Source organism: Colwellia sp. BRX10-9, from assembly GCF_014077405.1.
Taxonomy (GTDB): Bacteria; Pseudomonadota; Gammaproteobacteria; order Enterobacterales; family Alteromonadaceae; genus Colwellia_A.
Genome location: NZ_JACGVV010000004.1, coordinates 104,435 through 124,682, shown reverse-complemented (window position 1 = coordinate 124,682; position 20,248 = coordinate 104,435). Strand labels below are relative to the sequence as shown.

Below are 20,248 nucleotides of genomic sequence, written 5' to 3'. Positions count from 1 at the left end.
GGTATTGTTAAACTGGCATATTCATTATTTCTTTATATGCTTCAACAAACTTATTACGTACTTGTACGGTGGCATCAAAAGCAATACCAGCTTTAGCGGAAGCAACCATAGTATCAGCGAGCGTAACGCTTCGGTCGCCCATTTCAAAAGCTATTTTCTTTGCTCCAGACTCTTTTTGAATATCGTTAACATTATTCACCGCATCTTTAAGCATATCGCCAAAATTACTGGTCGACTTATTCAGCGCTGGAATAGCGCTGTCTCCCATGCCAAGGTTATTGCCCATTTTTTCAAATGAAGCCCCCTGCAACGAAGAGTTTCCAAGCGACATACTTTGCATTTGTGCGTATAAAGAATTGGTATCGATATTCATGAGCTACTCACTTGTGTCAATTTTTTGCTACTAAGCCTATAAATAACGGTTTAAGTAACGATATAACGATGATATTGCAAGCATGGTGCCAGTATGAGAATTAAAGAATTATCGAGGTTATGGAAGGTTTAATGAGTGAAAACTGTAGATAGCAGTAAAGCCAATATTTTAAATGAAAATATTGGCTTTATAGGAATATTACCCCTTTTAGCGATTGTTAGGCTGGTATTTGAATGCCCGAATCACGCATTCTTGCTATTTTATAGCGAAGCGTTCTTGGGCTAATGCCTAATCGTTCAGCAACATCTTTACGGCTACCTTGGCAAGCGGTGAGGGTATCAAGAATAATTTGATGCTCTTGTATTTTTAATTCATTACCAAGCATGTCTTCGCTATTATTTTCTAACGCCACGTCAGTAATAATTTCACTGTCGAAATTTTCAATTAACAAGTCACCGGCATTAATAATCTGGTCGCTATGCAAAATAATGGCTCGTTGAATAACATTATCTAATTCACGAACATTGCCTGGCCAATCGTAACTCGTCAGTTTATTTCTCGCCGAAGCTGTTAGTTCTGGAATAGCCATGTTATTCGCTAACGATGCTTGAGTAATTAAATGTTTGGCTAATGGCACAATATCATCTCTGCGTTTATTTAATGCTAACCAAGTTAATGGAAAGACATTTAAACGATAGTAGAGATCTTCACGGAAGATGCCATCTTTTACAGCCACTCTTAAATCACGATTGCTGGTTGCGATAACACGAACATCAAGCTTAATTGTTTTTCGACCTCCTAAGCGTTCAACTTCTCGCTCTTGTAAGACCCGTAAAATTTTTGCTTGTAAGCCAAGATCCATTTCAGTGATCTCGTCTAATAAAATAGTACCGCCCTGTGCTTGTTCAAATTTACCTGGGCACGCTTGAATGGCTCCGGTAAAGGCACCTTTTTCATAACCAAATAAAGTCGCTTCCAGCATATTCTCTGGAATTGCAGCACAGTTTATGGCAACAAAGGGCTTATCACTTCGGTTCGAATGATAATGAACGTATTGTGCTAATACTTCCTTACCAGAGCCACTGGGGCCGAGCACCATAACAGAAGCATCTGTGGTCGCGACTTTCTTTGCTAACGCTAATAGTTCAATACTTTGTGCGTCAGCAACCACAGGTTCATGCCGACTAGTCACATTCAATGGCACATATTGGTTAACCATATTAAGTAGCACTTCTGGCGCGAAAGGTTTTGCCATATAATTACAGGCGCCATCACGCATCGCTTGAACAGCATCATGAATCGTACCGTATGCCGTCATTATCAGCACAGGTAAATTTGGCCAATTTCTTTTAATACTATTGAGTAGTGTTAAGCCCGACATACCATCCATTTGCACGTCACTAACGACGAGATCAACACTTTGTTCTTTAAGCGTGAGTAAAGCATCTTCACCTGATTGAGCTTCAATACATTGATAACCTGATAACTTTAAAGTATCCATCAGGGCTTCACGTAATCCTGCATCATCTTCAACAACTAATATTTTACTTTGATTCATTAGTGTTCTCCCCGTTAACATTGTTTGTGTCTAAAATAGGTAAGTGAATACAAAAGTGCGCGCCCTCTCCTGGCTTACTCACTAAGCGAACATCGCCTTGATGAGCCTTAGCAACTGACTTTACCACCGCTAAACCTAAGCCGGTTCCCTGTGCCCTTGATGTATAAAAAGGTTCAAAAATTTTATTGGCAAGCTCTTCACTAATACCTTGACCATTATCTTGTACACTAATGTAAGCGTATTCATTTTGGCAGTAGGTGGTAATGGATATCTCCGCACCCTGCTTAATAACTTGTAAACTGTTGTGAATTAAGTTTTCAATAGCACCGCTTAACGCACGTTTATTACCTAAGATTTGGCAATCATCATCACAAAGCTTAATGTTTACTTTCGCTTTGGCCTGAACAATTAATGCTTCTACGGCGTTAACTGAATGGGTAATCAATTTATTAATTGAAAGTGGTTCAACAACTTTTTGCTTGCCACTTTTTGAAAACAACAACATATCGTTTACTTGTTGTTCTAAGTCGTGCAAGCGCGCCATTAATTTATCTTGAAAGCTACTTCGATCGTCTGAAGAAAGCTTTTTATTTTTTAAATTTGCGCCATATAACATAGCGGCAGAAAGTGGTGTGCGAATTTGATGAGCAAGCTTTGAAACCAAATGACCTAATGACGATAAACGCTGCATATGGCTAAGTTTATCTTGTAATAAACGCGTTTCGGTCAAATCGGTGATCATAATTAACTGGCCAGGTTGATCACCTAAAGCAGTGATTTCTAATTTAACTCGGCGGCCGTCTTTCAATGACACTTCATGCCAATCGTCGGCACGAGGTTTAAAGGAGCGTTTAATAACATCAAACCAAGCTTGACCAAGAATCGGTTCATCGAGTAACAAACTAGCAATTTTATTGGTTTTAATAACAATACCGTTACCATCAAGCATTATCATCCCGGTCGGCATAACATCAATAATTTGCTCAAGTTGATTAGACTTTTGACGAAGTAACGATAGCTCGCCACGGTATGCTTCACTTTCTAACGTATCGCTATGGGCAAATGACTGCGGAGTAAAAGCAAACTTAGCTTTATGAAACAGATTATCTTCCACACAATGAATGGGTGTAGACAATTTAGAAGATGCTGATGAATGTGAAATTGCAACGGCCATATACTTTACTCAATTTAAAAATACCAACTGAATAAAGCATTAACTATGCCAAAGAGGTTTTATATTAATTTACATGATGTTAGAAGCTATTTTTAGAACAATTCTTGCCGTCAAAAATTTGGCTTTACTGTCTAAGAATATTCAGTTCAACCAAAGATAAAGGCGCTAACCCTCGCGATACTTTCCAGTACAACGGCTGGTGTAATAACGGATATAACAATCAATACATTTGGTTAACGTAGGATATTAGTTAGTGTTTTTTTGTAAGTTATACTTACGCATTTTTTCAACTAATGTGGTTCGACGCATCCCTAATAATTCTGCCGAGCGTGCAACAACCCAGTCATTTTTCTCAAGTGCTTGGTTTATCATCGACACTTCAAGATCTGCTAAGTATTCTTTTAAATTCAAGCCATCGTTTGGTAAAACATCAACCACAGATGCTTCTTCTGGTTGGTCAGCAAAACTGCTGGTATCTTCTTCGTCATCATAATCAAAGCCAGAAAATAGCTCATTTATCGCATCACGTTCTTGCAACTCATCAGGGTATTCAGGTTGATACTCTTCAACATCAATATGACGATACTTTGCTGGTAATTCACTGACATTAACCACTTGCTCAGCAAACATAATGATCATACGTTCAATTAAGTTAGATAATTCTCGAACATTACCTGCCCAAGCATGTAATTTTAAAGATTCAATCGCTTGCTCAGTAAAACGAACACTTTGTCCTTGCTCTGCTTCAAAACGAGAAATAAGTTCTTTAATCAGTAATGGAATATCTTCTTTTCTATCACGTAATGCCGGTGTTTCAATAGGAAAAACATTAAGACGATAGAATAAATCTTCGCGGAATGTGCCCGCGGTGATCATATCTTCTAAGTGCTGATGGGTTGCAGCAATAATACGCACATTGGTTTTAATACTCTTGGCGCCACCGACACGCTCAAAAGTACGTTCTTGCAGAACACGAAGTAGCTTCACTTGCATGGGTTGAGGCATATCACCTATTTCATCAAGAAATAACGTGCCACCCTCAGCCATTTCAAAACGCCCTTTACGGGTAGAAATAGCGCCCGTAAAGGCACCTTTTTCATGACCAAATAATTCACTTTCCAATAATTCACCGGGTATAGCGCCACAGTTAACCGGAACAAAAGGCCCCTTAGCGCGGTCAGATAAATTATGAATATTACGTGCGACAACTTCTTTACCCGTACCTGATTCACCTAAAACCAAGACACTCGCTTGCGTACTAGCCACTTGTTCAATTAAAAAGCGCACTTGTAACATAGGTTCACTGGCGCCCACCAAAGAGCGGAATAACAAATTAGGACCGTTGTGATTTCGCTTTGAGGGTAATTGGTTATGGTATTGATGACAGTGGTGTACTTGCTCGGTAAGCTGAGCATAATTTAAAGGCACAGCTAAACTGCCTAAAACATTAACAGCACCACTTAATAAAGTCGCGTCGAGTACATCATGGAGGATAAAAGGTGTTTCAGGGTGTTTTTTAACAAAATCGACCAGTAAGTCACTGACCTTGCCACACAAAACCACCGTAAGAATATTATCAGTTTCTTTAAAATACTGCTCAATATCATCTTCAGGACACACATAAAAATGTTCACCGACAAATGATAATACGGTCGCTATTTGATCGCGTCTGGCAATGTCGTTATCAACGACAAGTACATGTTTTTGACCCTGCATATATCTAATAAAACCATATTTTTGTTATCTATAATTTTATTCTAGCGAGATATAGTAAATAAGCAACAATAAATTGACACTGTAACGTCATAAAATTGACTTGAATAGTATAGATATTTTTTTACTCGATAAATCAAGTCAGATAGCAGATTCTAACTTAACGATAGATATCGCTATCTTCATATAAATATAAAATGTCTAAAGATAAATAAAAATTTACCGATAAATACTCTAAGATAATTTGTTAATAGCAGAGCGCTATGGTTCCTATAAATACAAATATGGCAAGCTTATTGTGTAAGAACAACTACAGATAAAAAATAAATAATGCAACAGAATTAATATTTAAAATTGTTAAGCGAATACTAGTGTCAAAAAGTTGTAATCAATATAAATAATCACTTTTCAATTTTAATGCGGAAAGAGCAGTAAAAAATATTTTTTATTTTTAACTTAACTTCAATGACTTAACTTTAAAAACAGTAACAAACTAATAAATCAACAAGTTTGGCATAATAAAAGCATGGTCATATTTATCAATAACCATATCTTAAAAATAGGAAATCAGATGTTGATCATAAATGGCACTGCTGAATTAATGCATGATAATAAAGAGTTTACTAAAGGAACCCGTCACGAGTTTAATATGTTTTCAAAAGAAATGCCTTTTGAACAACAAATCACGCAAATAGAAGAGTATTTAGTCACTCGCGGTTGGGATAATATTGAAGTAATAAGCAACGGTGTCTTAAATAATAAAGAAGATATAACTCATGATGTGTTATTAAAGGCTTATCAAAAAGCACAAAATGAAGGCTTTGCTGTCACCGTAAATAACCAGCCATTGGTTTAAATTAGCTAAGTTTTTAAAGTTATCAACTATAGCTATTGTTTCAATTCTACAAGTTTTCTATACTGAAGGTATAGCTAACGAGGAGGTGTCTATGACACACGCTTCACTTAAAAAGTATCATCAAACCAATAAAAGTACTGCTCAGCAGGCATCACCTTATCAATTAGTTGCTATGCTATTTCAAAAATTATTAGGTAATATCGCTACCGCTAAAGGCGCAATTTCACAAAATAATTTTGAAAAAAAAGGCACTGAACTATCAAACGCTATCGCTATTATTGGTGTTTTAGAGGGCTCTCTTGATTTTAAACAAGGTGGTGAAGTTTCAGAAAACTTAGCTTCACTTTATAAATATTGTTCAGAACAGTTATTAGTTGCTAGCACTAACAATGACCCCGATAAGCTAGAGGAGGTTATCCAAATATTATTGCCTATTAAGTCTGGCTGGGACTCCATTCCTGTAGAAAGCCAGGGTAAGGTTAGTTTTTAGTGCCAAATAACACTAAACGTTTTATTGAACAAATAAATGATATATCGCGACAACTCTTGTCGCGTATACTATCAGTACAGACAAGTCTACAGCCCACTCAAAATGAATCCTCTTTAGAAAGTACTGAAGAACAGCCCTCAAATGAAGAGTTAACTGACCTAGTGACCGCTAGACAAATATTAATCACTAACTTATTTGAACAGAACACTAGTGAAGATATAAGTTCACACATGTCTCTTCTACAAGAGATGCTTACCCTTGATAGTGAGTTAACAACCAATTCTGCAAGCTGTAAACAAGAAATAGCTGAGCAAGTATTAAACTTAAAAAAGAGTAAAAAAGTATCAAAATCTTATCAAAACCTTATCAAAAACACTAATCAACCATAAGTAAATCAAATAAATATCAATCACTTACAAAGTCACACGGGCAAGTTAACACCTTATTTATTGGTGTTCACTGCTAAGTATATCCTCCTACATTACGAAAACGTTTAATTTTCAAATAAACACAACTATACTTTACTATGCGCTAGGTAATAATTGGCAACCGTCATTATCTAGTTCAATAAAACTGGAGTGCAATATGTCTGTTGCTAACCCATTAACTGCAAGTAGTAATATCTCACTTAGCATTATGTCTAACGCAAGTCCTGCGATGAAAGAAAAGCCGTTAAAGCCTGGTTTAGGAGTTTTTACAAAGGACATCGTTGAAATTTTACAACTTGGTCTTGAACAACAATAACAAAAGGAAACTCAAATAGATGCATCAAGAGACATAGAAGATATTGCCAATTACGTCATCAGCGTTAGTACAAATAAGTAGGGCGCGAACAATTGGAACTTAACTAACAGCCAAGCAACTAGTCTCTATAGTAAAATTGCTAGTTTATTGTAAGTTAATTTCTATTACTTATATTAGTTATAGAAAGTCATATATACAACTTAACAAAAAAGAGGATTGCGAATCAAAGTAGCATTTATTATTAAGTTAATAAGCAATGGGGTAAACAGACACTAATTAAAAAAAACACTAAAGCTTTCGAAATAAGATTTTGAAATATAAGCATTTCCACTTAAAGATTCAGGATTTACTTATTTTGTTTAACCACACCTGGCATATTATCTAACTGCGCGGTAATATAGCTACCTGTAGCATTTAGATTGGCTACCAACAAATCCATTGCATTATATTGGCTATACAGTCGTGCTTCCAAATCATCCATTCTTCGACTAAAAGAAAGACGATCATCATCTAAATTTTCTAATTGGTTTTTCTTACTATCAATTCGACTTTGAATCACCCCATCAGAATCTGTATAAAACTTCATCAATGTATCAACTGATGCGGCGAAGCCAGGGGCATCTTCAGAGCCCACAAAAAAGTTTTGAATACCATCTACATTTTTTGCAACAAATTCATTTAGGTCACTTTTATCTAACGTCAATACACCATAACGATCACTTCGAACACCTAACTGCGATAACGATATGCTTTCACCACCACTGGTCTCAAAAGGAGTGCTGACTTGTTGACGTAGTTTACTCATAACGCCTCGTAATAGAGAGTCGCCTACCAGCGGGCCAGTACTGCCTTCTCCTGCTTGCCCTAACGTTTTACTTAGCGATAAAAGACTATTGTAGTTTTTAACAAAGTCATTAACCCCTGCTTCAATATTCGCGTTATTCTCACTTAATGTTACGCTACTTAAGTCATCATCCACACTGTGTTTTTTCTTCGCTGTAATATCTACACCATCAATCACGTTGGTAAACGTATTGGTACTATTAGTAACGACCAAAGAACCATCAATGGTTATCTGTGCGTCAACAGCAGGTATTGCTTCATCCATGCTTAAGGAATAATTAGGTGATTCAGAATTAGGTTCATAGGCTAAACGTGAAAGACCATCCGCATCGGTGTTATTAAAGCCATCTACGCCGACATCACCGACATCATCTACAACGATAGTAATTGCATTTGCTAGCCCTGTTTCTTTGCTCGATAGCACTAAATGCTGACCATCATCATCAGTTATAATCGTAGCGATGACTGAATCATTATCGTCACTATCGTTTATGGCATCACGAATATCCGCTAATGTCGCCGTATCTGAAGCCACAACCTCAAAGCTATTATCACCTGAATTTATAGTGAGCGTGCCTTCACCAACCACTTCTTCACTATCGATACCTGCAGAAAGCAATTTATGTTTTTCAGCAAGAGTATCTACTTTTACCGAATAGTTACCCACTTCTGCATCTTTATTTGACGCCATAGAGATAAAATCATCATTACCTTTTGCTTCACGCAATTGATATCGATCAGCATCAGCTAAATTAGACATAGAATCTTGCACTTTTTGTAGTGCTGATTTAAGTGCACCAACAGCAGAGATATCTGTTGTCATTGCCGCTTCTTTACGATTAAGTCTCGTTTCAAAGGGCACTTTTTCAGCGCCAACGATAGCGTTGACAATGTCGGCTACTTGTAAGCCAGATCCTAAACCATTAAATGTAATATTAGGCATAAACCACCACGTTTCATCTATTATAATAGCTATATTAACAAGCTATATTATCTACTTACAGCAACCTATTATTAATAATATTGACTAAATGTTATAAACACCATTTATCTATTGCGGTACTTTTATAACTATACATCAGTATTAATAAAATTACCTGTTGCCTCAGAAAGCTTCGCTACTAAATCTAATACTTCTTCTGTGGGGTATTGTTTTATTAAATCACCACTTTTTTTATCTGTTACTTTAATTACGTCTCGGCCTGAGTCTTTATCTACAGAAAACTCTAAGCCTTTGTTCATTTCACCAACAAAATCCTGCAAATTTTGCGCCACCTTCTCTAGCTGCTCTGAAGATATTAGCACTTTACCTTGCTGTTCTGAACTATCCGCCTTAGCCACTAATTCAATAGTTTTGTTACCTGTGACAATATCAGACATCGGACTTTTTGCTACGGAACTATCGTGGGCTTGAAAGTCATTTTCAACATTATCAGCTCTGCTTGAGTTAACATTAATACTATTAACCGTTGAAGTGTTTATTGCACTCATCACTAACTCCTAAACATGAAACTAAAATATCACAAGTAAATACAGAAAAAGGAAGGAACTATTAACTAATAGGCCTTCCTCATGTTTTCCTAATTAGTAAGGTTAATTAATTATCTTACTAATTACTTGCGAATGCCTATTCAATTAACCGATTAAGCTTAACGCTGCTTGTGGTAATTGGTTAGCTTGCGCTAAGATTGATGTACCTGCTTGTTGCAATATTTGATTTTTAGTCATTGCCGCAGTCTCTGTCGCATAATCAGTATCTTGAATACGGCTACGTGATGCTGAAGCGTTTTCTTGAATGTTTGCTAAGTTACCAATAGTTTGACTAAAACGGTTTTGTGTAGCACCCAATTCAGCACGCTCATTACCAATTTGTTGTAATGCTCCATCAATAATATCTATTGCTGATTGAGAGCCTCCTGCGGTAGATATATCAAGGTCTGCAATACTGCTTAATTTAGTATCTGCTGACAATGTTGCAGCACCACCACCAGCTGTAACCATCGCACCAGCAGTAACATCTAACGAAGCGGTACCGTATTTACTGTCAATAATTGCTGACGAATAATCTAGACGACCAGTAACATCTGCAGAAGTACTAACGGTTGCACTTACACCTGCAGTTACTGTTATAGCAGTTCCTGTTACAACACCTGCACTCCCTGTTGTATCTGTTGTAAATGATGATACTTTACCAACAGCACCATCAGTTAAACCACCTTTAATTTCCATGGTAACCGCAACATTATCACCTGTACTGTTAGTAAATATTAATGAATTATCGGTACCATCACTTTGCACACTTGCTATAATACCTTTCGCTGCAAGTGCCTCTGTTGTTGCTGGTGATATTGCACCATTTAAACCCGCAACAATAACATCGTTAGTATCACCTGCACCTGTAGTATAAGAAATCTCTACACCAGCAACATTTAAATTTACGACATCACCTGCAGTTGTATTCGTAGTAAAATCACCAACCGCTACTTGGGTAGTAGCGCCAACACCGAACACACCCTCTACACCATTAATTTGTCCGGCTAAATCAGCTGCACTCATGCCCGTAGTCATTTCAAGGTTAGTTGTAGTACCACCAACGGTCATAGCTAGAGCATCAGTTGTAATTGCGACTGGCGTTGTACGAATATCTGAAAACCCCGTTAAGGCCGCTATAGTCAATCCTTTACCTTCTAAACCAATATCCTCTGCAGCAGCTGAATTTAAGGTCACACCGATGGTTTGATTACTGTCTGAGCCTACTTGAAACTGTTGTGTGCCGTAATCACCATTTAATAATTTTTGACCGCCGAATGTAGTCGTGTCAGCAATACGGGTTAGTTCTGATTGCAATGCTGTTACTTCTTTCTGTAGTGCTTCACGGTCTGTTGTTGAGTTAGAGCCATTCGATGATTGTAATGACAAGTCACGCATACGTTGTAAAATATCGGTAGAAGATTGCAATGCACCCTCTGCAGTTTGTGCCATTGAAATACCATCGTTAGCATTTCGTTGCGCTACACCTAAACCACTAATTTGTGAAGTTAAACGAGTTGAAATTTGCATACCAGCTGCATCATCTTTAGCGCTGTTAATACGCATACCTGATGATAAGCGTTCCATAGACTGGCTTAACGCTGCGCCTGATTTAGATAAGTTACGTTGTGCATTTAATGAGGTAACGTTAGTGTTTACTGAAATAGCCATTTTTAAAACTCCTGATTACAATATGTAATACGTTAGTTAAACAATTTTTATAAGTCAGGAACCTAATTTGATGCTTTTCATTTTGTAAATCAAATGATGGAAAGTGTCATTAAGTACCCGTTCTAGTAACAGTAACGGCAGCCATTAAATTAACTTTAATCTTTTTTACACAAAACTCATAAATATTTAATTATTCAGAATAAAATAATGATAAAACATCTATACATCCCTTATAAACAACAGCTTTTTCGAGTAATTCTAATAATATCAGTCCAAAATTAAAATGTTTTAGGCACTCTATCCTGAACTAGTAGATGGCTAAAAATTAATAACCACAACTTAAAAAGGCTGAATAATTTCTTATTCAGCCTTTGTTTTATTTATATTCTTAACTTTCAATTTTAAAGAGACTTAAGTAACTAAAACTAACCACCGATCAAGCTAATTGCCGCTTGTGGTATTTGATTAGCTTGCGCTAAGATTGAAGTACCTGCTTGTTGCAATATTTGGTTCTTAGTCATTACAGCCGTTTCAGTCGCATAATCAGTGTCCATAATTCGACTACGTGATGCAGATGCATTTTCTTGAATGTTGGCCAAGTTACCAATAGTTTGGCTAAAACGGTTTTGCGTAGCACCTAAGTCTGCACGCGAATCGCCAATCGATGCTAGCGCAGCATCAATTACATCTATCGCAGACTGAGAGCCGCCTGCAGTAGATATGTCTAGGTCTGCAATACTAGTTAGTCTAGTATCTGCCGATAATGTTGCCGCACCACCACCACCAGTAACCATAGCACCCGCAGTAACATCTAACGAAGCAGTACCGTATTTACTATCAACAATAGATGCTGTCCAATCTAAACGTCCCGTCACATCCGCTGAAGTACTAGCGGTAGCGCTTACGCCCGCAGTTACTGTTAAAGCTGTCCCTACTTCTGCACCCGCAATACCTGTAGCGTCAGTTGCCCAGGCTGCTACTTGGCCAACTGCACCATCTGTTAATGCACCTGTAATTTCCATAGTAACCGCTACGTTTTCACCAGTAGTGTTAGTAAATATTAAAGCATTATCAGTACCATCACTTTGTACGCTTGCTACTATACCTTGAGCCGCAAGTGCTTCTGTAGTTGCTGGTGTTATTGCTGTATTTAAACCCGCAACAATAACATTATTAGTATCACCCCCGCCTGTTGTAAAAGATATTTCTACACCCGCAACGTTTAGGTTTATAACATCACCTGCAGTTGTGTTAGTCGTAAAGTCACCAACCGCTACTTGCGTGGTTGCGCCTACACCGAACACACCTTCTACACCATTAATTTGTCCAGCTAAATCAGCAGCACTCATACCTGTAGTCATTTCAAGACTAGTCGTTTTCCCGCCAACGGTCATAGCAAGTTCATCAGTTGTAATTGCCACAGGCGATGTTCGGATATCTGAAAAACCCGTCAAGGCAGCCATAGTAATACCTTTGCCTTCTAGCCCAATATCCTCAGCTCCCACTGACTCCAACGTAACACCAATAGTTTGATTACTATCTGAGCCTACTTGGAACTGCTGCGTACCGTAACTACCATTTAATAATTTTTGACCACCAAAAGTAGTCGTATCAGCAATACGGGTTAACTCTGATTGCAATGCTGATACTTCTTTTTGTAGTGCTTCACGATCTGATGTTGAGTTTGAGCCGTTAGCTGACTGTAATGACAAGTCACGCATACGTTGTAAAATATCGGTAGAGGACTGCATAGCCCCCTCTGCAGTTTGCGCCATTGAAATACCATCATTAGCATTACGTTGCGCTACTGCTAAACCACTAATTTGTGACGTTAAGCGCGTTGATATTTGCATACCTGCGGCATCATCTTTAGCGCCATTGATACGCATACCAGAAGATAGACGTTGCATTGAAGTGGCTAAGTTTTCTCCAGATTTTGTTAAATTACGTTGAGCGTTCAACGAGGTTACATTGGTATTGACTGTTATGGCCATGATATAGCTCCTAATTTTTACATTTACTAGTGTTATTAGAAGCTTGTAAAGCAAGCCTCTGCTCTTTTATTAATAAAATACTGTCCCATTAAATTAATTTACACAGACAGATTTTTGTTGTTTTTTATTACTACAAAGAATAAAGCATGAACCGTGCCACTTGAAAAGTAGCAGTAATAAAATCATATGTAATTAAATAAGGTTAAGCCTTGTACTTTGGTAAATGCTTGTTGTGATGCTTGTAACGCTATTTTTGATTGTTCAAACTCAGAAATCGCTTTGGCAAAATCTAAGTCTTCGATGTTTGACTTACCGCTAGAAAGGTTTAATTCCATATCTAGATGCCTACTCTGCTGGCTTTCAAGCACCTGTAAGCGAACACCCGAATCTACTCGTTTTGATGTAATGTGAGTCATGGCTGAATTAAACTGGTCGAGTAGAGTATTGTAATCCACTTGGTGTTGTTCAAGGTTTGTAGAAACTGCGCTGTTTTCCATCCAGGAAATAGCATCATTGATAGTTTCAAATATACTAACGTTCTCCTGCTCACTCATGGTAAAGCTATCACCCGGCAAAGGATTGCCGCTTAGAGTAACTTCTATACCATCAAAAGAGATTGTTTGCCCTGCTAAGTGGGGCGCAGGTGTCGCGGGTGCAACTGGAAAAGCAATATTACCATTAACATCCGTTACGGTTAAATCATTCGTTAAAGCGTCAACGGTAAACGTATAATCATGCGGCATGGCACTCGTGTTATAAGTACCTCTGTCGGTAACATTAGCACTAGCTAAGGCTACGCCTGACGTATTAGAAGTATAGTTAGCGGTAAAATCACCAATGGGGTTATCTACCTTTAAAAAAGTAGCATCGCCAGTTTGATTGGTGGGTATTTTTATATTTTTAGCTATTTGTAACTCCCTTACACCAGAGTCACCACTATAAGAAACACTACCGTCAACATGTTGACTAAAGGGTTGTTGATCAGTTTTAAAACCAGAAAATATATAATCGCCGTTTGCATTTTGACTATTGGCAAGTTCAAGTATTTGCTCAAAACTATTTCTAGTTTGTTTGGCTATGGCTTGTATATCCACATCAGTCATTGCGCCATTGTTTGCTTGTAACATCTGATCTTTGATGTTATTTAATATATCCTCTACACCAGCAAAAACAATTTCTTGAATATTATTATGACTTTCAGCCATAGTAATATTGCGTTTATATTTTTCTATGTTGGCTAAGTCATTGTTATAGCCAGCTAAGGTACTATAAGAAATAGCATCGTCTTTTGCGGTTAACACTCGTTTACCACTTGATAAGTAAGCCATTTGATCATTAACATCAGAGCTTTTTTGGCTCATTTGCTGTGAACTTTGTAAGTAAAACTGAGCTGTAGAAACGCGCATAAAAATTCCTTACCTAACTGCCGATAAAATGGTGTCAAAAATAGTATTTGCTGTAGAGATTATTTGTGATGCCGCTTGATAAGCTTGTTGATATCTCAAAAGATTCGCAGCTTCTTCATCAAGATTTACACCTGATGTCGCTTGATTACGGTTATAAGCTTGAGTAAATAAGGCCTGTGCGGTATCTGCTGATAAATCAGCATTACTCGCTTTTGAACCTACTATTGAGGTTGAAACGGCTAAGCTTTCGCTAAAGGTTTGTTTTCCCGCATTGACCACACCTATTTCTTGGGTCTTTGCCATAGCAACCGCATGATTACCATTACCAACACCAAAAGCATTACCTAAGGTAAAGGTTTCACGTGCATTAGCGCCTGAACCAGCAAGATCACCTTTAATTTCAATTTGAAAATCAGGTGAGCCGGCAGGAATATCAATAATAGCACTCGCCCCTGTTGCATAACTGCCTGATGCTATGGCCGGCGTTCCAGGTGGTGGCGTTGATGTGTTATAGACTCGATACTCAAATATTCCGGTAGGTATTTGGGGTGCTGGCAGTGGTGGTGGTGGTGTTTCATATACATCAACAGTGATATCATATGCACTCGCCGCAACAGGGTTAGTCACATTAGTAATTTCTATTTTACCATTGCTAATATTGTTACTCGACGGTGTCACCGCAATCGCTGTACTTGCTGCGATGGCATTAGCGTCAGTTAATGTCGCTTGCATTAATGCTGCGCTGTTTTTGGTCGGTACAATAGTAAACTTGTCACCTGCCTGAAGCGTTCCACCCGCTGTTTCAATAAATGAGAAACCGTAATTGGGTGTAGTGGCAGTATGCGTTCCTGCAGGAGTACCTGTACCAGGCATCCCTAGGTTTTCGCTTCCACCGGTAGTCAAATTATATAACGTAAAATCAGTACCATCGAAACGCACTTCAAAGTCATCAGTAGATAATAAAGAAACGTCGTTGATAACCACTTGAGGTTGTGTGGTACCTGTGTTTGATGAAGGAGCTAGCACACGACCTTGTTGTAATTGTGTCGCATTAATATCGGTGAAAAAACTTGCCCCTTGAACACCATTTAGATCTAAACCACTGGCTTGACTGTCGTTTAATATTGACGATATAGACATAGCTAAGCGATCAATTTCTTTACGCGTTTGATTTAAATGCTGGTCTCTAAATTCAAAATTTGCCGCTAAAGAGCCACCTAACGTAGAGCCATTTAATGCCACACGACTATTGCCACTGACTAAACTTAGCTGGGTTTTATTTGGATCGGGATCGCCAGCCTTAACTTGTACTGTCATTGGCGTAATACCGGCAACCAATGTCGTACCTTGTCCTATCATTACAGTGAGTACACCGTTAGCATCTTCTACGGTAGTCACTTTGGTAAACTTACTTAGCTCACCAATTAGTTGGTCTCGTTTATCAAGTAAATCATTAGGTTGCCCAGTTTGATTTAATCCTTGAGTTTGCATAATGGTTTCATTAATTTTTGCTAATTCATTTGATATTTCAGAAATCTTAGTAGCAATTTGTTCAATTTCACCGTTGACCGCTTTGGTCATATTGTCAAAATTATTAGTCAGCTCATTAAAGTCTTTGCTTAAAATATTCGCTTGATTAAGCACAATACTGCGTAAACCTAAATCATTAGGATTGTCAGCAACGCCATTGAGTGATTGGTAAAAACTGTCAAGTGAACCTACTACGGCGTTACCTGAGGTACTCATTACTTGGTCTAGTTGTGTTAAACGCCCTTGTAATAAGTCAGCATTACCGAGTTTACTTTGATTGAGTAATTGTTCTTTATGGGAGAATTGTTCGTATAGGCGAGTGATATCGTTAACATAGGTACCAGAGCCAACATAGTTGCCACCACTGAATAAACCCACCGATGAATTTTGTTCTGCGCGTTGTCGGCTATAACCTTCTGTATTAACATTGGCAATATTATGACCCGTTGTCGCCAGCTGCTGCTGTGCGGCAAGTAAACCACTAACACCTGTGTTATATAAGTTAACCGACATGACTTCACTCCTAACCTAACCAAAACTCAATGCATTTATATGCTGAGCGCTTATTTACTTATTTAGTAAACTGGTTACGGTTCGTAGTGTTCCCTTAATTTTTTCTGCGTATTTGGGATCCGTCGCATAACCAGCACTCTGTAGGTTATGCAGGAAGTGTTCCACATCGCCAGCTTTGTCTAATGCATTTTTATAGCGTTCGCTGTTTGAGAGAAACTGCATGTAATCATTAACGCTGTCACTAATGGTTTCATAAACGCGAAAGGGTTCACGTTTTTTAACCATAGCACCTTGCTCAAATTCAAGGGTTTCCTTATTAATTTTGTCGCCATCCCAGCGTTTATCGGCTTTAATGTTAAACAAGTTATTAGAGCTTTGACCACTTTCTGTTTTGATGATTTTTTGTCCCCAGCCAGTTTCTAATGCGGCTTGAGCTATAACAACTTCAAAGGGAATATTTAACTTTTCTTCAACACGTTTAGCATCTTCAGTTAATGCCATAACAAAGTCTTTAGGTTGCTGATACTGAGGCTCTTGCATGGCAAGCATTTCATAAACAGACGGTTTGTTATCTAACGAATTTACCGTATTAGACGAAGAAGGCGCTCGTTGTGGCATATCAAATAATGCTTGTCTATTATTAGTTGAACGATCACCCGAGTCATTAGTTTGACGATCCTCTGCCGAAATAAGGATCCCTGTGTCGACAATTGACTTGCCTTTATTATTATCTTCACTGAGTAAGCCGTTACTTTTACTGAAGCGATTATCACTTTGTAAAAATGACTGCGGGGTAAAACTTTCAGTGTCACCACCTAGCTGGCGAACGATTAAGTCCGATAAACCTAAAGAGCCGTTATTTGATAATTCTAATGACATTTGTTGGTCATGCATATCACGATAAAATTTTGTACTTTCTGAATTAAAGGGACTATCTGACTCTAAAACGTCTTGTGCTTTACGCATACTTTTCATCAGCATTTGCATAAAAATCGCTTCAAACTGCTTGGCCGCTGTTTGTAAAGCCGCATCTTTTGAGCCTTTATCAGTTTCTTTAGACTGTTGGCGAATAGAATTCAAGCCATTGATGTCTAAAAAATTCTGAGAATTAGCGGTCACAGATGCCTGCGGTGCCAATGAAGTTAATGATGATTGATTCGGTGTAATCATAAGCTTTATTGATCATTAAATAATGATCAATTCTCCTCGTAATGCACCCGCTTGTGATAGCGCTTCAAGAATAGCCATAACATCACCAGGGCCGGCACCAATTTCATTAATCGCTCGAACGAGTGTGTCTAAGCTTACCCCCGGATCAAAAACAAACATCCGGTTATCATCTTTATTAACGTTAACAATAGATTGATTCGTCACCGCCGTATTACCATCAGCAAAAGCATTAGGCTGAGAGACATCTCGTGTTTCATTAATCGTTACCGTAATACCACCATGAGTAATGGCGGCAGGCAATAAGCGCACATCAGAGCCGATCACGATGGTACCAGTACGGGAGTTAACAATAACTTTCGCCGCCGGACGTGAAGGTTCGAATTCTAAGTTTTCTAAGGCAGCCAAAAAACTGACTCGTTGGCTCGCATCTCTTGGTGCATTGACTTGAATAGAAGTTGCATCAATAGCGCGAGCAATAAAAGTGGCGGGATCGTTAATGTTAGCAAACTCGCTATTAATGACTCGCTCTAAACTTCTCGCACTACTGAAATCAGAATCTCTAAGATTAAAGGTAATATAATCGCCAGAAGTAAATGGTGAAATAACTTCACGTTCAACCATAGCACCATTAGCAATACGGCCTACGGTTGGGGTATTAACAATAACTTTTGAGCCATCTAAACCTTCAGCACCTAAACCGCTAACGACTAAACTGCCTTGAGCAACGGCATAAGCATTGCCATCAATACCCATGAGAATAGTTTGTATTAATGTTCCACCACGTAAGCTTTGCGCACTGCCCATTGAAGAAACTGTAATATCAATTCTTTGGCCGGGTTTAGTAAATGCGGGTAACTCAGCATGAACAGCAACCGCAGCAACATTTTTAATTTTTGGTTTTAAATTAGCCGGCATAGTAATACCAAAATTACTTAGCATGGTTTTAAAACTTTGTTCGGTAAATGGACTTTGTTCGCCTGTGCCAGGTAAACCCACCACTAAACCATAACCTATCAATTGATTACTTCGGACACCAGCAACATCGGCTAAATCTTTAATTCGCTGTGCAGAGCTCATCGAACTAAACAAAAATGTTAGCACCAAGACAGTAACTTTCATACTTGTGAAAAAAGTGTTCATAATAATACCTATTGAAAGTTTATGTTCAATTAACCCTACAGGGGCCACCAAGAGCTAGTAAAGAAACTCGATAACCAACCTTGTTCTTGTACATCAGCAAAAGTCCCAGTACCTGCATATTCAATGCGCGCATTGGCGATTTTACCAGAAACAATGGTGTTACTAGAGCTAATATCTTGTGCGCGAATAACACCGGTTAAGCGAATAAATTCGTCACCGTTATTTAAAGTCATCCATTTTTCACCACGGATCATCAAATTGCCATTGGGCAAAACACGCAAAACATGTACAGAAATATGACCGTTTAAGCTATTACCTTGGTTAGACTTTGAATCACCACTAAAGTCAGAGCCTTGGTTATAGCCAAATTGAATGGCATTATTTTTAAAGTTTACTGCAGCGCCGCCTAAACCAATAATAGGATCTAGACTGGCACTATTTTCTTTACTCAACTCTGTTTTAGCATTTTTCTGTGCTTGTGTACTTTCACTTAACGTCACTGAAATAATGTCACCAACACGATGAGCTTTTGAGTCAGAATAAATATTATTAACGTAGTTAGCTCTAAACAGTGAACCCGTCGGGATAATAGAGGCTTCTTCCATTTCGGGTAAAATCGGCGCAAAGTCAGGATCGTCAGGTAACGTTTTTGCCTGTTCAACACTGGCACAACCCGTTATTGATAAAAAAAAGATAACTAAGACTAAGTGAATTTTCATAAGAGATTCCTTAACGCTATAACTGCTGATTAATATAACTAAGCATTTCATCAACTGCTGAAATTACTTTTGAGTTCATTTCATATACCCGTTGACTTTCAATCAAGTTAACAAGTTCTTCGGTGGTATTTACATTCGAGGTTTCTAGCGCGCCTTGCACTATCATCCCAAAACCTTCTAAACCTGGAACCCCTTCTTGTGGAGCACCACTAACCGCTGTTTGAATGTATAAATTTTGCCCTATTGGCTGCAAACCGGTCGGGTTAACAAAGTTAACTGTATTAATTTGACCGATAACAGCAGGATCAGGTTGCCCCTGAAGAGTTACAGAGACTTCACCATCTTGAGAAACAATAATACTCAATGCATCAGGCGGAATAGTTATTTGTGGTTGAATTAAATAACCCGCGCCCGGTGTAACCATATTGCCCTCTTCATCCATGGTAAATTGACCATTTCTTGAATATGACGATGTACCGTCAGGGAGTTGCACTTCAAAAAAACCTTCACCTTGGATCATTAGATCTAAAGCGTTATCGGTAGTTTGCATATCACCTTGGGTATGAATTTTTTGCGTAGCCACCACTTTTGTACCCGCGCCAAGCATTAAGCCTGAAGGCATCTCTGTATCTTGTGCAGAGCGACCACCTGGCTGATTAATCGTTTGATAGAGTAAATCTTCAAATACGGCACGACTTTTCTTAAAACCTATGGTACTGGCGTTAGCTAAATTATTAGAAATTACCGCAATATCTTTTGTTTGCGCATCTAACCCTGTTTTACTTATCCATAATGCTGGGTTCATAAATCACCTCAAAAATTAT

The 20,248-nt window shown here is 38.3% G+C and carries 18 protein-coding genes; 4 read left to right on the top strand and 14 right to left on the bottom strand.

The features are described from left to right. Window positions 1-7 precede the first annotated feature (7 nt). The 4 genes from fliE to H4J69_RS03955 all read right to left on the bottom strand — a co-directional run bounded on the left by fliE (window position 8) and on the right by H4J69_RS03955 (window position 4,821). Window positions 8-373 (bottom strand): flagellar hook-basal body complex protein FliE, encoded by a 366-nt coding sequence (gene fliE / locus H4J69_RS03970; RefSeq protein ID WP_070374634.1) that lies wholly within the window; start codon window positions 371-373, stop codon window positions 8-10. Window positions 374-590: 217 nt separating this feature from the next. Further along, window positions 591-1,931, bottom strand: coding sequence for a sigma-54 dependent transcriptional regulator (locus H4J69_RS03965; protein ID WP_182221069.1), 1,341 nt, complete (start codon window positions 1,929-1,931; stop codon window positions 591-593). After that, window positions 1,918-3,105, bottom strand: coding sequence for a PAS domain-containing sensor histidine kinase (locus H4J69_RS03960; protein ID WP_182244592.1), 1,188 nt, complete (start codon window positions 3,103-3,105; stop codon window positions 1,918-1,920). Before H4J69_RS03960 ends, H4J69_RS03965 begins: the two co-directional genes overlap by 14 nt. A gap of 246 nt (window positions 3,106-3,351) precedes the next feature. Further along, the gene (locus tag H4J69_RS03955; RefSeq protein WP_182213512.1) at window positions 3,352-4,821 is read right to left on the bottom strand and encodes a sigma-54 dependent transcriptional regulator; all 1,470 of its coding nucleotides are present in this window, start codon (window positions 4,819-4,821) and stop codon (window positions 3,352-3,354) included. Window positions 4,822-5,389: 568 nt separating this feature from the next. On the opposite strand from H4J69_RS03955, the gene H4J69_RS03950 reads away from it, so the two are divergent. The 4 genes from H4J69_RS03950 (at window position 5,390) to H4J69_RS03935 (ending at window position 6,908) form a co-directional block, all read left to right on the top strand. Continuing rightward, a complete protein-coding gene (locus H4J69_RS03950; protein WP_182221071.1) occupies window positions 5,390-5,674 on the top strand; it encodes a hypothetical protein in 285 nt (94 codons plus the stop codon). Window positions 5,675-5,765: 91 nt separating this feature from the next. Further along, window positions 5,766-6,164: a flagellar export chaperone FliS gene (gene fliS / locus H4J69_RS03945; RefSeq protein ID WP_182221072.1), complete on the top strand. Its 399-nt coding sequence runs from the start codon at window positions 5,766-5,768 to the stop codon at window positions 6,162-6,164. After that, on the top strand, window positions 6,164-6,553 hold the full coding sequence (locus H4J69_RS03940; protein ID WP_182221073.1) for a flagellar protein FliT: 390 nt from the start codon (window positions 6,164-6,166) through the stop codon (window positions 6,551-6,553). Before fliS ends, H4J69_RS03940 begins: the two co-directional genes overlap by 1 nt. A gap of 196 nt (window positions 6,554-6,749) precedes the next feature. Then, window positions 6,750-6,908, top strand: a complete 159-nt coding sequence (locus tag H4J69_RS03935; protein ID WP_182244593.1) for a hypothetical protein — start codon at window positions 6,750-6,752, stop codon at window positions 6,906-6,908. Window positions 6,909-7,254: 346 nt separating this feature from the next. On the opposite strand, the gene fliD is transcribed toward H4J69_RS03935, so the two are convergent. The 10 genes from fliD to flgG form a co-directional block, all read right to left on the bottom strand. Then, on the bottom strand, window positions 7,255-8,694 hold the full coding sequence (gene fliD / locus H4J69_RS03930; RefSeq protein WP_182244594.1) for a flagellar filament capping protein FliD: 1,440 nt from the start codon (window positions 8,692-8,694) through the stop codon (window positions 7,255-7,257). 128 nt (window positions 8,695-8,822) lie between these two features. Further along, a complete protein-coding gene (locus H4J69_RS03925) occupies window positions 8,823-9,242 on the bottom strand; it encodes a flagellar protein FlaG (RefSeq protein WP_182221075.1) in 420 nt (139 codons plus the stop codon). 144 nt (window positions 9,243-9,386) lie between these two features. After that, the gene (locus H4J69_RS03920) at window positions 9,387-10,952 is read right to left on the bottom strand and encodes a flagellin (RefSeq protein WP_182244595.1); all 1,566 of its coding nucleotides are present in this window, start codon (window positions 10,950-10,952) and stop codon (window positions 9,387-9,389) included. 425 nt (window positions 10,953-11,377) lie between these two features. Next, a complete protein-coding gene (locus H4J69_RS03915; RefSeq protein WP_182244596.1) occupies window positions 11,378-12,946 on the bottom strand; it encodes a flagellin in 1,569 nt (522 codons plus the stop codon). Between the two features lie 182 nt (window positions 12,947-13,128). After that, window positions 13,129-14,352 (bottom strand): flagellar hook-associated protein FlgL, encoded by a 1,224-nt coding sequence (gene flgL / locus H4J69_RS03910; RefSeq protein ID WP_182244597.1) that lies wholly within the window; start codon window positions 14,350-14,352, stop codon window positions 13,129-13,131. A gap of 9 nt (window positions 14,353-14,361) precedes the next feature. Beyond that, entirely contained in the window at window positions 14,362-16,395 is a 2,034-nt protein-coding gene (gene flgK / locus H4J69_RS03905; RefSeq protein WP_182244598.1) for a flagellar hook-associated protein FlgK, read from the bottom strand. Window positions 16,396-16,449: 54 nt separating this feature from the next. Next, window positions 16,450-17,565, bottom strand: a complete 1,116-nt coding sequence (gene flgJ / locus H4J69_RS03900; protein WP_070374647.1) for a flagellar assembly peptidoglycan hydrolase FlgJ — start codon at window positions 17,563-17,565, stop codon at window positions 16,450-16,452. Between the two features lie 15 nt (window positions 17,566-17,580). Next, on the bottom strand, window positions 17,581-18,705 hold the full coding sequence (locus H4J69_RS03895; protein WP_404842388.1) for a flagellar basal body P-ring protein FlgI: 1,125 nt from the start codon (window positions 18,703-18,705) through the stop codon (window positions 17,581-17,583). Window positions 18,706-18,740: 35 nt separating this feature from the next. Then, window positions 18,741-19,424, bottom strand: coding sequence for a flagellar basal body L-ring protein FlgH (gene flgH / locus H4J69_RS03890; protein ID WP_070374648.1), 684 nt, complete (start codon window positions 19,422-19,424; stop codon window positions 18,741-18,743). 16 nt (window positions 19,425-19,440) lie between these two features. Then, entirely contained in the window at window positions 19,441-20,229 is a 789-nt protein-coding gene (gene flgG / locus H4J69_RS03885; protein WP_070374649.1) for a flagellar basal-body rod protein FlgG, read from the bottom strand. Window positions 20,230-20,248: the final 19 nt, after the last annotated feature.

Excerpts from the sequence above, each read along its gene's own strand:
- fliD (WP_182244594.1), bottom strand. The coding sequence starts at position 8,694 with ATGCCTAATATTACATTTAATGGTTTAGGATCTGGCTTACAAGTAGCC.
- flgJ (WP_070374647.1), bottom strand. The coding sequence starts at position 17,565 with ATGATTACACCGAATCAATCATCATTAACTTCATTGGCACCGCAGGCA.
- H4J69_RS03965 (WP_182221069.1), bottom strand. The coding sequence starts at position 1,931 with ATGAATCAAAGTAAAATATTAGTTGTTGAAGATGATGCAGGATTACGT.
- H4J69_RS03915 (WP_182244596.1), bottom strand. The coding sequence starts at position 12,946 with ATGGCCATAACAGTCAATACCAATGTAACCTCGTTGAACGCTCAACGT.
- flgG (WP_070374649.1), bottom strand. The coding sequence starts at position 20,229 with ATGAACCCAGCATTATGGATAAGTAAAACAGGGTTAGATGCGCAAACA.
- H4J69_RS03950 (WP_182221071.1), top strand. The coding sequence starts at position 5,390 with ATGTTGATCATAAATGGCACTGCTGAATTAATGCATGATAATAAAGAG.
- fliS (WP_182221072.1), top strand. The coding sequence starts at position 5,766 with ATGACACACGCTTCACTTAAAAAGTATCATCAAACCAATAAAAGTACT.
- flgK (WP_182244598.1), bottom strand. The coding sequence starts at position 16,395 with ATGTCGGTTAACTTATATAACACAGGTGTTAGTGGTTTACTTGCCGCA.
- H4J69_RS03925 (WP_182221075.1), bottom strand. The coding sequence starts at position 9,242 with ATGAGTGCAATAAACACTTCAACGGTTAATAGTATTAATGTTAACTCA.
- H4J69_RS03935 (WP_182244593.1), top strand. The coding sequence starts at position 6,750 with ATGTCTGTTGCTAACCCATTAACTGCAAGTAGTAATATCTCACTTAGC.
- fliE (WP_070374634.1), bottom strand. The coding sequence starts at position 373 with ATGAATATCGATACCAATTCTTTATACGCACAAATGCAAAGTATGTCG.
- flgH (WP_070374648.1), bottom strand. The coding sequence starts at position 19,424 with ATGAAAATTCACTTAGTCTTAGTTATCTTTTTTTTATCAATAACGGGT.
- flgL (WP_182244597.1), bottom strand. The coding sequence starts at position 14,352 with ATGCGCGTTTCTACAGCTCAGTTTTACTTACAAAGTTCACAGCAAATG.
- H4J69_RS03955 (WP_182213512.1), bottom strand. The coding sequence starts at position 4,821 with ATGCAGGGTCAAAAACATGTACTTGTCGTTGATAACGACATTGCCAGA.
- H4J69_RS03895 (WP_404842388.1), bottom strand. The coding sequence starts at position 18,705 with ATGAACACTTTTTTCACAAGTATGAAAGTTACTGTCTTGGTGCTAACA.
- H4J69_RS03920 (WP_182244595.1), bottom strand. The coding sequence starts at position 10,952 with ATGGCTATTTCAGTAAACACTAACGTTACCTCATTAAATGCACAACGT.
- H4J69_RS03960 (WP_182244592.1), bottom strand. The coding sequence starts at position 3,105 with ATGGCCGTTGCAATTTCACATTCATCAGCATCTTCTAAATTGTCTACA.